Genomic DNA, 16,772 nt, shown 5'->3' with positions numbered 1-16,772 from the left:
TCATACCAGTGTTTTATAGCAACACCAATTTAGGTGAAAATACTAAAAACCGCAAACCTTTTATTTATAAGCATTTGCGGTTATTTTTTATTATAGACTTACGGATTTAAGGTTGTAGCTAGTGGTGGTAACTGGGATTTTTTAGATTCAAAAACTCGGTTTAAACTCAAAACGATGAGCTATAAATTATCCACTAATCATTATGCAATTCCATCAACCGTCCTGGAGTATAAGGAGCTCCTACCTCTTTTAATAATGTCTCCAATGCCTTAATATCAACCTCATAAAGTTTATCAACTTTCGCTTTTATACCAGCAAACTGAGATTTCACTATTTCAAAACTATTTAAATGTGTTTTGGTTGGTGATGATGTTGAGTATTTCTGCTGATAAGCAATAGCTCCCAACCTACTCGAAGTAGGGAGTTTTTGATCAATATCTAAACGCCTTTTAAGGGGATCTCCATAAAGTAATATTTTAACCGCTTTTAATTGTCCTTCGATATCTAAAACTGATTTTGTAAGTTTATCAATAGGATAATTAGCAATCTTAATAGCTTCTTTTATATGCTTTAGCTTATTAGCTATTTGATTTATTTTGTCTCCACTTATACTCATTTCAGTGTGCAATGCATCGACTTCTCTTTGAAAAGAAACTTTAGCCGACCTATCTTCAGCAGGCAGCACCGTATTATTTAATGCTTTAATATTAAAACTTTGTGGAGCTACTAGTAAAGTCATATCTCCTTCACTTAACAAATGCATTTCTACAGAATACGTACCGGGATTCACTAAAGTAGCTATCTTTTTGCCAGCCCACGGGTTATACTCATTAGATTGATTCAAACGAATCGGTTTATCATAATCATATCTTAAATCCCATTGTAAACGTTGTACCCCTTTTTTTGGAGCCTTAAGTATCTTTTTTACCACATGGCCAGCTGCATCTTTTATGATAAACACCAATTTAGGTGCTATTTCATTTTCTTCAGCTTTTAAAGTTTTATAGCTTGGGTATCGTGTGTTTTTAAGATCTTTAATGAGTTCCTTCTCTTTTTCTTGACGTACTTCCTTTAAAGATTTATAGTCCTCTTTATAATAATAAGTAAGTGTTAACTCTGGTCCTAAATTTTCCGCACTAAAAAAGTTATGTCCATTAAATGATTTTTTTGAAAGCCCCAAAGGGTTACTTTCTTCCCACATTAAGGCATCACGGATTGGATAAATTATGGCTGTTTCCTGAAGTGCAGCGTTTTCAATTTGTCGCAATGACGAATAATCATCCAAAATATAAAAACCTCTTCCAAAGGTTCCTAAAACTAAATCGTTCTCTCTTCTTTGTATGGCAATGTCTCTTACAGCAATAGTGGGCAAACCTGTATCTAGTTTTTTCCAACGTGCTCCAGAATTTGGAGAGAAATACACACCAAATTCAGTACCACAAAAAATTAAATCTTTATCTACATGGTCTTCTTCTATAGCGTAAACACTTCCTCTTATTGGCAGGTTATTACTAATAGAATTCCATGATTTACCTTGATCGATAGATTTAAATATATAAGGTTTAAAATCTCCATATTTATGATGATTAAACGCTACATAAATAACATTTTTGTCATGCTGAGAAAGATATACATTATTAATATATGATTGCTTTGGAGCTCCAGGAATGTTATCTATTTGTCTCCATGATTCGCCTCCGTTATTTGTAATTTGAATTAAACCATCGTCTGTACCTGCTATTAATAAATTTTCATCAAGTGGCGATTCAGATAAAGCAACTACTGCACCATAAATTGATGTAGAAGCATTCTTTGCAACAGCATCTATACTCACAACACGATCGTAAACCTTAAGCGCATTTCTATCTAGTTGACGTGTTAAGTCTTCACTAATAACGTCCCAACTATTTCCGTAATCATCCGATTTAAAAACCTTATTGGCTGCAAAATACAATCGTTTTGGGCTATGCTTACTAATTACTAAAGGGGCATCCCAGTTCCATGTATACTGATCTTCGTTCTCTCTTTCTGTGGGCTTAATACCAAGTCTTTCACCACTAATCTTGTCATATCTCACAAGTCCTCCATGCTGAGACTGTGAGTATACAATATTAGGGTTCGATGGGTCTATTTGTGTTTCAAACCCGTCTCCTCCAGTTGGAATGATCCAATCTTGATTGGTAATACCATGATTTGTGATGACACGCGAAGGCCCTCCTAATGTGGAGTTATCTTGTGTTCCTCCATAAACATTATAAAAAGGGGTATCATTATCTACAGATACTTTATAAAACTGTGTTACAGGAAGATTTTCTTTAAAGTCCCAGTGTTTTGCAGCATCAAACGTTTCAAAAATACCGCCGTCTGTACCTACCAGCCAATGCTCCGTATTAGTTGGGTCTATCCAAATGGAATGGTTATCTACATGCTTGTATACCTCCCCTGTTTTCTTAAAAGACTTTCCTCCATCATGACTTACATGCAACCAGGTATCCATTGCGAAAATAGTTTCAGGATCTAATGGGTCTGTCATTATTTCTTGGTAGTAATTTCCGCTTGTTGTATAACTACTTCTTTTTTCCCAACTGGAACCACGGTTTATGGATCTATAAAACCCGCCTTTTTTGTTTGATGCTTCTACAATGGCATAAAGAATTTCTGGATTGGATTTTGATATTGATAAACCTATCCTACCCAACTCAACATCTGGTAAACCTTTGTTTATTTTTTCCCAGGTAACACCTCCATCAACACTTTTCTGGATTCCTGAACCAGGACCGCCACTAACATACGTATAAACATGTCTTCTACGCTGGTGCGTCGCAGCATAAATGACGTTAGAATCCCGCGGATCCATAATAATATCGGTAACTCCTGTATGTTCATCTACATTTAAAACACAATTCCAAGTATCTCCGCCATCTGTTGTTTTATATAAGCCTCTATCTCCTCCTTTATTCCATAAAGGCCCAATAGCAGCCACATAAACGATATTAGAGTCATTAGGATCGATAATAATTCTCCCTATGTGTTCTGAGTTTTTCAAGCCCATATTTTTCCAACTCTGTCCACCATCTGTAGATTTATAGACACCATCTCCGTAAGCAACAGAACGCTGATTGTTATTTTCTCCTGTACCAACCCAAATAACATTAGAATTATTAGGGTCTATCGTTATATAGCCTATAGAATATGAGCCTTGACTATCAAAAATAGGCTGATAGTCTACTCCTGCATTCGTTGTTTTCCAAACACCTCCAGATGCTGTAGCTACATAATATTCAAATGGATTATCTGGATTTACAGCTATTTCTGCAATTCTTCCAGAATTAACTGCAGGACCAATATTTCGCCATTTTAATCCTTGTAATTTTATATCATCTAAAGGCGCTTTATCTTCTTTATTTCTCTTTTGCGCATTACTTAAATGTAATGAAAAGAATACAAGCAAAAGCGTTGTTATTAAGTACTTCTTTTTCATTCTGTTTTTGGTTAAATTAAAATTGAGATACAAGGTTATAAATTATGAAGGAAATATATTTTTTATAACATTTATTTAACAATTAGTAAACATTTGCCTCCCTGAGTATTATATAAAATTGTGGTATCACTTTTGTGATTTCGTTAACATATTAACATTTAAATCTATAATTATGAGACACTCGAAATTAATTCCTGAAGTAAATGCAGGATCTATGGCAGACATAGCATTTTTACTACTTATCTTTTTTCTTGTTACTGCGACGATATCTTCAGATGAAGGTATAAATAGGCTGCTTCCAAAAGAATGCCCACCCGGAACGGTTTGTGATAGTAAAATATCGGAACGTAATATTCTCCGCATTATAATAAATAACAAGGATGACATTATGATTGAAAATAAACTTGTTGCTATTTCTGAATTAAAAGAAATTACTAAAACCTTTTTAGATAATAATGGCGATGGTACGTGTAACTATTGCAATGGTACAAGAGTTTCAAACGCATCTGATAATCCTGAAAAAGCTGTAATATCATTACAAAATGGCAGGCATACTTCTTATAAACAATTTATTGCAGTACAAAATGAACTTTCAAAAGCTTACTACGAATTAAGAAATACTTATAGTATAAATGTATTAAAAAAGCCTTCTGATAAACTATCAAAAGAGGAATTAAAACAAGTGAAAGCGGCCTACCCTTTTATACTTTCGGAAGCCGAAACGAAATAAAAAGCATATCTATAACCTATTGAATGAATAATAAAAGTTGTACACGAATTTCACTAATATAATCTGTATATAGACAGATTTTAGGCTTGTAGTAGAGGCTAGGTGATTCGTGTTCAGTTTACATACAATCTTACACAAAATAAAACAACAGATTTGTATAAATTAGTGAAAATTCGTATCTTTTAAAAACTATTCTTCCTTAGAAACCCGATAAGTTATAGTCACTTTTTTCTTGCCCCAATTTCTTGCTACTTTTACATCCGTTCCCATATAAATGTCTATATGTTTTTTCCAGCGTGCATTCATTTTATCTTTAACCAAATAAATACTATCAAGACCTTCTATTTTAATGGGGGTATCATGCTTTAGCCCCATTTTTAGCAAATCTCTAGATACAGCAATGCATTTCATTCCTGGGGTTAAAGTGTCTCCAAAAGCTGCAATACTGGGGTTAGAATCTGTTTGATATGCTAATGAATTATAGGCCGATGCTGTGACATGTATTGTTTTCCATTCGTAAATATCTTTATCACTATCGCTTTCTTTTTCTTTACAATGAAAAAGGACTAAAAAGAGAACTGGCATTAAAAATCTATTACTAATCATAAAACATATGTAGGTTAATCTTATATATTAATAACGTTGAAGATTGAAAAAAGTTATTTTAAACTATTATAGCTTTGAATCAAACAGATATACACCTCACACTTTGATGCTTCTTAGAATAGTAACATCTTTATCAAAGTAAAGTGACCCTATCATTCAGAAGGAGGAACGACTGAAGAATCTTTTAACTGATCTCCTACAGTTTGTAGAGATTCTTCGATAAGCTTTGCTTGCTACCTTCGCACAAAATATATTTTGTGTTCGGCAATGCTCTGAATGACAAAATATCCTAATTAGTCTCCGTTTCTAAATCCATAAAACAACTGGGCAAAGAAGTTGTTCGGCATTTTAGTATCATCAGAATATCCTAAAGTTAATTTACCACTAGCTTCCGGAATATAATTTGTTTTAAAGATATAATCCCAAAGGCTTAAACTAATCCCAAAATTAACACCATAATGACGTTCTTTTGGTAACGTGTATGCATGATGATATAAATGCATAACGGGGTTATTAAATATATATTTTAAAGGACCATAGGTAAGCTTGATATTGGCATGATTCAAATGGCCTATTGTAATAGCTGCAAAATGTACAATAAATGCTTGATCTGGCTCAAAACCACCTAGCAACATAACAGCAAATATTTTTAGAGGTTTATAAAAAACATTTTCCATCCAATGATAACGCAAATGGGCAGCGAATCCCATTTCTTTAACAGAATGGTGCACCTTATGAAAACGCCATAAAAAGTTAAACCTATGTAGTAACACGTGTGTAAACCATTGCACAAAATCTGATATCAAAAAGAATATCAACAATTGCCCCCATACCGGTAACGCTTTCAGGTTTATCAAGGCGATAGATTCCATTGTAATTCCCAAACTTGAAAAAAGTTGTTCTAAAACCGCATAAACACCACTTATAATGATAGCAAAAACAAAAAAATTGAAGAACATATAGATAGCATCTACCCAAAAGTCTTTCCTAAAAAGAGCTTGTTCTTTTCGCCAAGGAAATGCTATTTCTAAAACCCAAACAGCTATAGATATAACAACTAATCCCCAGAAATAATTAGTATACCAAGGTACTTCAAAGAGTATCGATTTCCATGTCCAATTTACAGTTCCTAAAAATGCATTTATAAAAGCTTCTATATAAGTATTCATAATTATTTAAATATGGTCGTTACCGTATCTTGTTCAACAGGTAAATCTTTATTAAAACTCCACTCTATCCATGATCCATCATAGTTTTTAACGTTTTTATACCCCAATAGTTCTGTTAAAACAAAAGTGGTATGAGCAGATCGGACTCCTGAATGACAATAGACATAAATTTCTTTTTCCTTTGTAATTCCTTTTGATTGATACAAATCTAATAAGTCTTTATAAGATTTGAATTTTTTTGTTGTATTAAAATTTACCGCATGTGCCCAATCTAATAATATACTATTCGGAATATGTCCGCCTCTACTTGCTCCTTTTTTTTGACGTTTTCCTGAAAACTCATCTTTGTTTCTTGTATCCAGAAGCATGGTGTTTTCATCAATTATTAACGATTTTATATCTTCTAAACTTGCATATAAAGTCATCTCCTTTTTAAGAGGGAATTTAAAATTTGAAGTGTCATATTTTATAAAGTTAGAAGTCAACCTTCCTTTTTTATGTTTCCACGCTGTTAACCCGCCATTTAAAATTTTGACATTATGAAATCCATAATTTTTTAAAAGCCACCATAAACGAGACGAATCACAAGCTCCGCTATCATCGTAAATAACAAGGTCATCTTCTTGTTTTATCCCTAATCGACTAAAAAGGGCTTCAATTTTAGACCTACTGGCTATAATTCCTTTGTAAGGAAGCGAATTGTCTTCAATATCTGTTCTCCAAATATTTATAGCATTCACTAAATGTTCTTTTAAAAATGCTTCTGGTTTTCTAAAATCAATTATTTTAATGTTAGAAGCTGTTTGTATCGTCATTAACTCCTCACATTCTATAAGGTGTTTTGTGCTATAATAGCTTGTATTAGGCTTAAGGCGCTCTTTAGGAATATCTTTTAATTGTGTTTTTGACTCTTTTTTACAAGACACAAAACATATAAGTAGAATCACTATTTTATTTTTCCAAATCATACCACTCTATATCTTCCAGATTATCACGTCTACCCTTTTCTTCTGGTGCATAATTTTTAGCTAAATAGTTAACTATTACTGACTCATTGTTACCCAAATCCCAGAGATTTTGTGTTTCCTGCATCCAGCGGATGATGCTTATCCAACCTTCTTTATTTGCTCTGTTTTGAGTCACCAATTTTGCTGAATGACAGGGAGTACAACTTACTATAACAGTTTGAAGTCCTACGTCATCTTTAAACCCTGTAGCCAAATGAATACCATTTTCTATTTTATCGAAATTGTCTGCTTTACTATACGTTTCTGTTCGTTTTTCTTCATCAAATGAAAGAAATGAAGGGTCTGTCAACTTATAAATCAATGCTCCCGCTCCCATTACTAGCAATCCAAAAAAAAGAGTGACGCCTAAATAAATTCGTTTTACTTTATTTCTAAATTCCTGGTCTTTCATTATTTAACTTTAACAGCTATTCTATGGCATGCATTATTTAAATACCCTTTAGGATTCCAACCTGGTAATATCATAGGCTGACTAACCCCTTTATTGTCTGTTGCTCTTGCCCAAACTTCATAATAACCTTTCTTTGGAAATTCAATAGATGCATTGAAATGCTGCCAGGCTAAACGGTTTACTGGGTTTTCTAACTTACAGGAATTCCAAGTAGCCCCAAAATCTATAGAATATTCCATAGCTCCAACTTGTAACTCTCCTGCCCATGCATGCCCTCTAATATTTAATATTTTCCCCTCATCAATCATAGCTCCAGATTTAGGGTAAGTAATTAAAGATTTTACAGGCATACTTTCAATAATACACATATCCTCATCTTTTACTTTTTCTCCTGGCGCAACGGGTTTGCAAGGCACTCTATATGCTGGTGCTTTCATTTTTGTACCATCATGGATTTTATTTCTAACACTTATTCTTTTTATCCATTTTCCAGAAGCAGACGCTGGCCAACCACCAGCAACTAATCGTAAAGGGTACCCATGAGCAAGTGGAATATCTTCTCCATTCATTTTAAAAGCTAACAATGTTTCTTCTTGAAATGCTTTATACATTGGTACACCTCTAGAAATAGGTTCCTTTTCTGGATCACCGCTTAAATGTGTATCTGCTGCATGATACCCTATGTAAACAGCATTATCTTTAATACCAACATCTTCAAGGATATCTTTTAACCTAATGCCCGTCCATTCTGCACAAGAAACCGCACCAACAGTCCATTGATTGCCTTTTGCTGGTGGATTAAATTCACTTCTTCCATTTCCTCCACATTCTAACGTTAACTGATACGTATAGTTTTTAAATTTACTTTTTAGCTCTTTAAGTGTATATGTTTTTGGAGAGGTAACGGATTCTCCATCAATAATCAGTTTCCAATTGTCAACATCAATATCTTGAGGTATTAAACCATTATTTCTAATAAACATGTATTTATTAGGGGTAATGTTATCATCTAACAAATGAGCTTTAGCTTCTATATTCCATGGTTTATCATTCAATACAGTCATCTCCTTATCCTTATCGAATAGCTTGTATGGGTCTGGATTTTGTAATGCTATTGGTTCATAACCTTTAGGCATTGAAGCCGAAAATACTATTTCTGCACTAATGAGTGATGCAGCAGTTCCAAAAAAAGTATTTCTAATAAACTTTCTTCTTTTCATGTGTTTATATCTATTGTTTTTTATTTGTCACATGTAGCATCCATATAATCATTATCCTTGAGTATCGAATTTTTAGTTATGGATGTTTCATAAAAAAGAGTCCTTTAATTTTTGTAAAAATTACAATTAATAACTTCTATGATTGTAACAAAAGTTACATGGTACTATTTTAAACCAGAATATTCAATAAACAAGTATTAATACTCTAAAAGTAATTTTAGCTCTTGTTCAAACTTATTTTTAGGTAAATATTGTGCTTCTAATTGACTTGCAAATGGTATTGGTGTTTCCATACTAGCAACACGTTTTACCGGGGCATCAAGAAACTCAAAACAGTGTTCTATAATGAGTGCAGAAATATCACTCGCCATACCGCCAAACAGAGAGTCTTCTTGTAAAATGATAACTTTACCCGTTTTTCTAACTGAAGTGTATAATGTTTCGGTATCTAAAGGCTGAAGTGTTCGTAAATCTATTACGTCTGCTGAAATATCAGAGTTATTTTCCAGAGTTTCCAAAACCCAATGTACAGCAGCTCCATAGCTAATAATAGTAACATCATTACCTTCTTTAATAACTGATGCTTTACCAAAAGGTAATGTGTAGTAATCTGTTGGAACTTCCTGACGAGTACTTCTGTATAAGCCTTTATGCTCAAAAAACAGGACAGGATTCGGATCATTAATTGCCGTGGCCAATAAGCCTTTTGCGTCATAAGGAAATGCTGGGTAAACGACTTTCAACCCTGGTGTTTTTGTGAACCAGGCCTCATTAGTTTGTGAATGAAAAGGACCGGCAGACACCCCTCCACCACAAGGCATTCTAATAACAACATCGGCCTGTTGTCCCCATCTGTAATGAGATTTAGCTAAATAATTAACTACTGGATTAAACCCTGAGGTCACAAAATCTGCAAACTGCATTTCAACAACACTTTTAATACCTGCTATAGATAATCCCATGGCAGTTTCAACAATTGCTGATTCGCAAATGGGGGTATTGCGTACACGCTCTTTTCCAAATTGCTCAACAAATCCTTGTGTTATTTTAAAAGCACCACCATATTCAGCAATATCTTGCCCCATTATTACCAGGTCATCATGTTGCTCCATACTTTGTTTTAAACCATTAGATATGGCATCAATAAAGCGCGCTTCTTCTAATTTATTATCATAATTAATAATTTGATAATCAAATTCTTGAAAAACATCATTTAACTCATTAGTTTCATTTGAAACTATGGCTTCTTCCGCGAAAGCGATCTCCAGATCTTTATTAATTTCTGCTATAATTTCTGCTTTAATAGTGGTGTTTTCTGAATTATTTAAAAAATTATTCTCTCTTAAAAATGTTTCGAAATTTAAAACGGGATCTTTAATAGCCCAAGCATCCATAAGTTCTTTCGGAACATATTTAACACCACTAGCCTCTTCATGTCCACGCATTCTAAATGTTTTAAATTCTAATAAAATAGGCCTAGGGTTTTCCCTAACACTTTTCGCTAATTCACTAACTTTTTTATACACTTCAACAATATTATTACCATCAATAATATGCGACTCCATACCATACCCAAGCCCTTTATCCGCAATATTTTCACAGTTATACTGTTCGCTTGTAGGTGTCGACAATCCATAACCATTATTTTCAACACAAAACAAAACAGGTAATTGCCATACTGACGCGACATTTAAAGCCTCATGAAAATCCCCTTCACTGGTGCCACCTTCCCCTGTAAATACAGCCGTTACATTATTTTTATTTTTCAATTTAGAAGCCAGAGCAATGCCGTCTGCAACACCTAATTGTGGTCCTAAATGAGAAATCATTCCAACAATTTTATACGCTTGAGTTCCAAAATGAAATGATCGATCTCTACCTTTTGTAAATCCAGAGGCTTTTCCCTGCCACTGTCCAAACAATCTATGTAAAGGGATCCCACGAGACGTAAACACCCCTAAATTTCTATGCATGGGTAAAATATACTCATCATTATTTAACGCCATAGTAACTCCCACGGCAATAGCTTCTTGACCGATACCAGAAAACCATTTACTTATTTTTCCCTGTCTCAATAAAATAAGCATCTTCTCCTCCACCATTCTTGGCTTCAAGATATTTTTATACAATTGTATCAATACATCCTTGTCAAGATTTTCAATATTATATTCCATAGCAGTTGAAGTGAATTCTGTACCCATAAATTAAAAATATATTACCTGATCAAATATACCATAAAAAGACAAAAATTATATAAAAGTTATATAATCCTACCTATATCAAACTTTACAATGTTTTTGTACATTTGTATAACATCCATATTAAATAATAATTCATGACTAGTATACCAAGTGTAGATTTAAACGATTTTATCTCTGATAATCCTGCACAAAAGCAAAAATTTGTCGATGCTATTGGAAAAGCTTATGAAGACATCGGGTTTGTCGCTTTAAAAGGTCATTTTCTTGATGATACGTTAGTTGAAAACTTATATAAAGAAGTTAAACGTTTTTTTAGTTTGCCAACTGAAACTAAACAAAACTATGAAATCCCCGAAATTGGTGGTCAACGCGGTTATGTATCTTTCGGAAAAGAAAGTGCCAAAGGAAAAAAGGAAGGCGACTTAAAAGAGTTTTGGCATTTTGGACAATACGTTGAAAACAATCCTAAACTTGAAGCTGAGTATCCAAAAAATGTTATTGTTAATGAACTTCCCGAATTTAATGCTATAGGTAAAGAGGCGTATAAAATGCTCGAAAAAACAGCTAAGTATGTGTTACGTGCATTGGCCATTCATTTAGGCATTGAAGAAACTTATTTCGATAAATTTATACATAATGGTAATTCGATTTTAAGACCCATTCATTATCCCCCAATTAAAGAAGAACCCAAGGAAGCAGTTCGTGCTGCTGCTCATGGAGATATAAACCTAATAACCTTGTTAATGGGAGCCCAGGGACGTGGTTTACAAGTACAAAACCATGAAGGCGAATGGATTGATGCCATTGCACAACCAGATGAACTTATGATTAACGTAGGTGATATGCTCTCAAGACATACCAATAACAAATTAAAATCTACAATACACCGTGTAGTCAACCCTCCAAAAGAACTTTGGGGAACATCTCGCTATTCTATTCCATTTTTTATGCATCCTATAAGTGACATGAAACTAGATGTATTAGAAGGTTGTATTGACAAGGATAATCCTAAAGCATTTGGAGATATTAACGCAGGTGAATTTTTAAATGAACGATTAATAGAATTAGGGTTAATAAAAAAATAATTACAGTATTCAGTAGATAGTTAGTAGTTTTCAATCTACTGTTTTTTTTGACTGCATACTGAATACCGAAGACTGACAAAATGGATTTACAAGACCAATTAAAAAACCTGTTTCCAGATCACGCACCATCTGAACCTGTGGAAAACGATAGTGAATCATCAGGAATATGGATGCAAAACGATCCAATTATTTGCAAGTACGAAAAGCGTAAAGGCAAACCAATTACCATACTAGAAGGTTATACTGGTACTCATGACGATTTTAAGGCCTTAGCTAAAGATATTAAAACCAAGCTAAGTGTTGGCGGTAGTTTTAAGGATGATAAAATTATTATTCAAGGAGATTATCGCGACAAAATAATGAAAATGCTTCAAGACAAAGGATTTAAAGTAAAACGAGTAGGCGGTTAATTATGGAAAAACGACCACTTCATATTACTAATGGCGATATTTTAACTAATTATTTAAATGAGTTAGACATTGCCGGTGAAAAACTAACTTGGCAAGAAATGCTTTGTGAAGGCCCCACTATTGTAGAGATAAACTCTGAAAAATTTTTGGATATCAGAAAGTCCTTTTTTAGTGAGTTTTACGATATTGATTTAGATAAAGATAAAATTAAATCTGAATTAAGTAAACTGAATACTTACCAAGACTACTCAGAAATTATACTGTGGTTTGAATACGATTTGTTTTGTCACATTAATATGATAGCGGTTATCAATCTATTAATGCAGAAGAAAATCAACCTTCCAATTTTCTTGGTTTGTAGCGGGCGTATTAAAGGTAGTAAAATATTAAAAGGGTTATCAGAGCTCAACGCTGAGCAATTAATAACTCATTATAAAGAAAGAGTTAAACTAAATTCTGAAGATTTAGATTTAGCTAAAACCATCTGGGGGATTTATTGTGGTAAAGATCATAACTTGTTAAAGCCTTACATTATAACTGTATCGTCATTCAAATATTTAAGTAATTGCCTGAAAGCACATTTAGAGCGTTTTCCAGATTCTATATATGGTTTAAATGCTTTAGAAAAAAACATACTGGAAATTATTAAAAACAACACTATAAAATCTAAACATCATTTATTAGGGTATGTTCTTAATTATCAAGGATACTATGGTTTTGGAGATCTTCAAATTTCTAGAATTATAGACAAGCTTAGTGTCTATTTTACAAATGAAGAACAACACATAAACCTTAATAGAAAAGGACACGAAGCATTATTAGGTCAACATAATGTCGCCAGTGAAATTGATAACAATATAGTTTATGGGGGTCTTAAAAAATTCGACTTTCAATTTAATAAAAAACAAAATAAACTCGTAAAAACTGTATTAAATGCCCATTAAGGAATCTGAACTAATTTTAAACCCAGATGGTAGTGTTTATCATTTAAATTTAAAGTCCGAAAACGTTTCTAATACGATCATTTTTGTTGGTGATCAAAATCGTGTTGAGAAAGTCTCTAAATATTTTGACAGTATTGAATTCTCTACACAAAAACGTGAGTTTAAAACCCAAACAGGATATTATAAAGGCAAGCGTATAACCGTTATTTCTACAGGAATCGGTCCAGACAACATAGATATTGTTTTAAATGAATTGGACGCTCTTTTTAACATCGATTTAACCACCAAAACCCCAAAACAAACCATAACAAGTTTAAATATTATAAGAATAGGTACTTCTGGTTCATTACAAAAAGATATTCCGATAGACTCTTTTCTCCTAAGCACTTATGGATTAGATCTTAATGGTATGTTACATGCCTACAAAATAAACACTATTAATAATCCGAATATAGAAGAAGCTTTTATAAAGCAAACAAATTGGCATGGGCATAAAGCAAGACCCATTGTTATAAAAAACAGTGATTTACTTGAAAAGCAATTTGAAAGCAACATGACGTATAAAGGGTTAACTGCTACAGCAGGCGGGTTTTATGGACCCCAGGGACGTGTTTTAAGGTTACCTGTTCAAGACGACGGCTTAAACAATAAAATGGATGCTTTTAATTTTGAAGGCATACGCATCACTAATTTGGAGATGGAAACATCTGCCATATATGGCTTAGCAAAACTGTTAGGGCATCATGCTTTGTCTCTAAATGCTATAATTGCTAATAGAGCTTCTGGAACTTTTAGTAAAAACCCTACAGAAGTTATCGATAAACTTATAAAATATACACTTGATAAAATTGCTGACTAATAGATTGACCTAATGAAGAAAGTAAATATTGGTGGCGTACCAGAGCATTTTAATTTAGCCTGGTATTTAACACTAAAAAATGGAGATTATAAAAAAGAAGGTATTAATTTACGCTGGCACGATTACGCAGGAGGTACAGGTGCCATGTGTAAAGCCCTTAGAAACAAAGACATTGATATAGCCGTTATACTTACTGAAGGAATTATAAAAGATATCATAGCTGGTAATCCTAGTAAAATTGTGCAAACATTTGTGCAAACACCTTTAAATTGGGGTATTCATGTAGCTCACAATTCTCCTTATAAAACCATAGAAGATTTAAAAGGGACAAAAGCAGCGATAAGCAGGTATGGGTCTGGCTCTCATTTAATGGCTTACATCCATGCAGAAAATAATAAATGGAACTTAGAAAAAGATCTGGATTTTGAAATTATAAAAAATTTAGAGGGAGCCGTAGAAGGATTAACTACCGGTAAAGCAGATTATTTTTTATGGGAAAAATTTACAACAAAACCATTAGTTGACGATGGCATATTTAGAAGAATTGGTAATTGCCCATCACCATGGCCATGTTTTGTAATTGCTGTACGCGAAGATTTTATTGATTCGAATAAAGAGGATTTAGAAACTATTTTAGAAATTATTAATAATACGACCTCAGAATTTAAAGAGATACCAAGTATAGACAAAACAATTTCAAATCGTTATGAACAGCAACTTGAAGATGTACAAGAATGGTTAAGTATTACCGAATGGTCCCAAAATTTAATTGATAAGCAAACCATAATGAATGTGCAAAAACAATTGTATGCCTTAAATATTATACCAGAAATAGTTAATTATAATACATTAACCTATGAATTATAAGCATTATTTACTGTTTTATGAATCTTATAGCTACCGAACTCGTTTAAACTTTTTCTATTTCCTAAAAAATGGCTGAAATTTACCCATATTTTGTTTCTTTTCTTATGCGTAGCGCTGCTATGCCTTGCAAAAAGTGCCTCGTCTGAATAAATTTCGTCTCATTTTCAGTTAAAAACAAAAAGTTTAAACGAGTTCACCAAATAACTTAAATCTAATACACAACAAAATGTTAATAATTAACAATGTTTTGTATAAAAGTTTATTTTTGTTTCGTTAATAAACCAAAAATATGAAAAAAATACTTTTTTTAGCATTAACCGTAGCTATAGCAGCTTGTGAGAATGCTCCCAAAGACTATGCAACTTTATCAGGTAAAATCACTGATAAAAATAGTGACTCCTTAGTAGTTAGAACACGAACATATTCTAAAACTATTAAAGTCAATGAAGATGGTACATTTAGTGATACCCTAAAAGTAGTATCTGGTATTCACAATCTTTTTGACGGAGCAGAATCTACTAATATGTTCCTTGAAAATGGGTTTGATATTAATTTAACCCTTGATACAAAACAATTTGACGAGACTATTAAATATACAGGTACAGGTGCTGAAACAAGTAACTATCTGGCACAAAAATCTTTATTACAAGAAAGTCTTTTTACTCCTGATTTATTTGATTTAGAAGAAGACGCTTTTAAAACTAAAGTTAGTGAAATAGAAAAGAAGCTAACTGAGTTTATTGAAAGTAATAAAAACATCGATTCTACAATTTATGCAAATGAAAAAGCTGGTTTGGAAAACCTTAATACAGGTATTACAGCTGCTTATACTCAACAAAAGCAGAGAGCAAGCCAATTATCTGACTTTATAGGAAAACCTTCTCCTAACTTTGTTAATTATGAGAACCATGAAGGAGGAACAACATCATTAGCAGACTTAAAAGGAAAGTATGTTTACATTGATGTATGGGCAACCTGGTGTGGCCCTTGTAAAAAAGAAATACCTTCGCTTAAAAAAGTTGAAGAACAATATCATGGAAAAAATATTGAGTTTGTTAGTATTTCTATTGATAACCAAAAAGATCATGCTGCCTGGAAAAAAATGGTTACCGATAAAGAATTAGGAGGCGTACAATTGTTTGCTGATAATAATTGGCAATCAGAATTTGTTCAAGGCTATAAAATTCAAGGGATTCCTCGTTTTATTCTTATAGACCCTGCTGGTAATGTAGTTAATGCAGATGCGCCAAGACCGTCTAATCCAAAACTCATTGAATTATTTACATCTTTAAATATCTAATATTTAAAAAGACTTACATAAAGCAAAAGAGGCTGTCTAAAAAGTGTCATTCTGAATGGAATGAAGAATCTCTTTAAAATATATAACTCTGATTATGAGTGAAATAAGATTCTTCGCGTTGCTCTGAATGACAAAATTAACCACTTTTCAGACAGCCTCTTTTTAGTAAATAACAATAAGTAATTAAAGTAATATTTTATTAATAATTAACGTCAGTTCAATTTATTGTAAATTGATAATCAGTATTTTAAAATATTTCAAAGAAGAAACCTAGTCATTCCGAACGCTATCGAAAACAAAATATATTTTGTTTGAAGATATAAAGAGGAGCTTTCGAGGAGCCTGCCTGCCGGAAGCTACGGTGTACCCACAAATATGCATAATTTTGGCAAATGAGAGAAACAATTCATCCACAGCATTTTTACCCTGATTATACAGGAGAATTAGGCGATCTGCGTTCAGAACGACGAGGCATGGAATT

Annotated in this window: 14 protein-coding genes; 7 read left to right on the top strand and 7 right to left on the bottom strand. The window is 33.0% G+C overall.

The window, feature by feature from the left end; all coding sequences use genetic code 11:
* Positions 1-193 precede the first annotated feature (193 nt).
* Entirely contained in the window at positions 194-3,481 is a 3,288-nt protein-coding gene (locus tag EM932_RS20435; RefSeq protein ID WP_135879066.1) for a glycosyl hydrolase, read from the bottom strand.
* A gap of 172 nt (positions 3,482-3,653) precedes the next feature.
* On the opposite strand from EM932_RS20435, the gene EM932_RS20430 reads away from it, so the two are divergent.
* Positions 3,654-4,211 carry an ExbD/TolR family protein gene (locus tag EM932_RS20430; RefSeq protein WP_135879065.1) on the top strand — a complete coding sequence of 186 codons (558 nt, stop codon included), beginning with the start codon at positions 3,654-3,656 and terminating at the stop codon, positions 4,209-4,211.
* A gap of 189 nt (positions 4,212-4,400) precedes the next feature.
* Here the strand turns inward: EM932_RS20430 and EM932_RS20425 are convergent, their stop codons facing one another.
* The 6 genes from EM932_RS20425 to EM932_RS20400 form a co-directional block, all read right to left on the bottom strand.
* The gene (locus EM932_RS20425) at positions 4,401-4,817 is read right to left on the bottom strand and encodes a 3D domain-containing protein (protein WP_246041169.1); all 417 of its coding nucleotides are present in this window, start codon (positions 4,815-4,817) and stop codon (positions 4,401-4,403) included.
* Positions 4,818-5,110: 293 nt separating this feature from the next.
* Complete coding sequence (locus EM932_RS20420; RefSeq protein ID WP_135879064.1) at positions 5,111-5,986, bottom strand: sterol desaturase family protein; 876 nt, start codon at positions 5,984-5,986, stop codon at positions 5,111-5,113.
* A gap of 2 nt (positions 5,987-5,988) precedes the next feature.
* Positions 5,989-6,954, bottom strand: a complete 966-nt coding sequence (locus EM932_RS20415) for a sulfurtransferase (protein WP_135879063.1) — start codon at positions 6,952-6,954, stop codon at positions 5,989-5,991.
* Positions 6,938-7,405, bottom strand: coding sequence for a monoheme cytochrome C (locus tag EM932_RS20410; protein WP_135879062.1), 468 nt, complete (start codon positions 7,403-7,405; stop codon positions 6,938-6,940). The genes EM932_RS20415 and EM932_RS20410 overlap by 17 nt, the downstream gene beginning before the upstream one ends.
* Positions 7,405-8,625 (bottom strand): sulfite oxidase, encoded by a 1,221-nt coding sequence (locus EM932_RS20405; RefSeq protein WP_135879061.1) that lies wholly within the window; start codon positions 8,623-8,625, stop codon positions 7,405-7,407. The genes EM932_RS20410 and EM932_RS20405 overlap by 1 nt, the downstream gene beginning before the upstream one ends.
* Positions 8,626-8,822: 197 nt before the next feature.
* Positions 8,823-10,799 carry an alpha-ketoacid dehydrogenase subunit alpha/beta gene (locus tag EM932_RS20400; protein ID WP_246041171.1) on the bottom strand — a complete coding sequence of 659 codons (1,977 nt, stop codon included), beginning with the start codon at positions 10,797-10,799 and terminating at the stop codon, positions 8,823-8,825.
* A gap of 161 nt (positions 10,800-10,960) precedes the next feature.
* Between EM932_RS20400 and EM932_RS20395 the strand changes: the two genes are divergently transcribed.
* The 6 genes from EM932_RS20395 to EM932_RS20370 all read left to right on the top strand — a co-directional run bounded on the left by EM932_RS20395 (position 10,961) and on the right by EM932_RS20370 (position 16,291).
* Positions 10,961-11,911, top strand: coding sequence for an isopenicillin N synthase family dioxygenase (locus tag EM932_RS20395; protein WP_135879059.1), 951 nt, complete (start codon positions 10,961-10,963; stop codon positions 11,909-11,911).
* 80 nt (positions 11,912-11,991) lie between these two features.
* On the top strand, positions 11,992-12,321 hold the full coding sequence (locus EM932_RS20390; protein ID WP_135879058.1) for a translation initiation factor: 330 nt from the start codon (positions 11,992-11,994) through the stop codon (positions 12,319-12,321).
* 2 nt (positions 12,322-12,323) lie between these two features.
* A complete protein-coding gene (locus tag EM932_RS20385) occupies positions 12,324-13,265 on the top strand; it encodes a DUF1835 domain-containing protein (RefSeq protein ID WP_135879057.1) in 942 nt (313 codons plus the stop codon).
* Positions 13,255-14,124, top strand: coding sequence for a nucleoside phosphorylase (locus EM932_RS20380; protein ID WP_135879056.1), 870 nt, complete (start codon positions 13,255-13,257; stop codon positions 14,122-14,124). Before EM932_RS20385 ends, EM932_RS20380 begins: the two co-directional genes overlap by 11 nt.
* Positions 14,125-14,136: 12 nt before the next feature.
* Positions 14,137-14,991, top strand: coding sequence for a substrate-binding domain-containing protein (locus tag EM932_RS20375; protein WP_135879055.1), 855 nt, complete (start codon positions 14,137-14,139; stop codon positions 14,989-14,991).
* A 289-nt stretch (positions 14,992-15,280) separates the two neighbouring features.
* Entirely contained in the window at positions 15,281-16,291 is a 1,011-nt protein-coding gene (locus tag EM932_RS20370; RefSeq protein WP_135879054.1) for a redoxin family protein, read from the top strand.
* Positions 16,292-16,772: the final 481 nt, after the last annotated feature.

The organism is Flavivirga rizhaonensis, assembly GCF_004791695.1.
GTDB lineage: Bacteria > Bacteroidota > Bacteroidia > Flavobacteriales > Flavobacteriaceae > Flavivirga > Flavivirga rizhaonensis.
The sequence above is the reverse complement of the archived record's forward strand: the minus strand, read 5'-3'. Positions and strand labels throughout refer to the sequence as shown.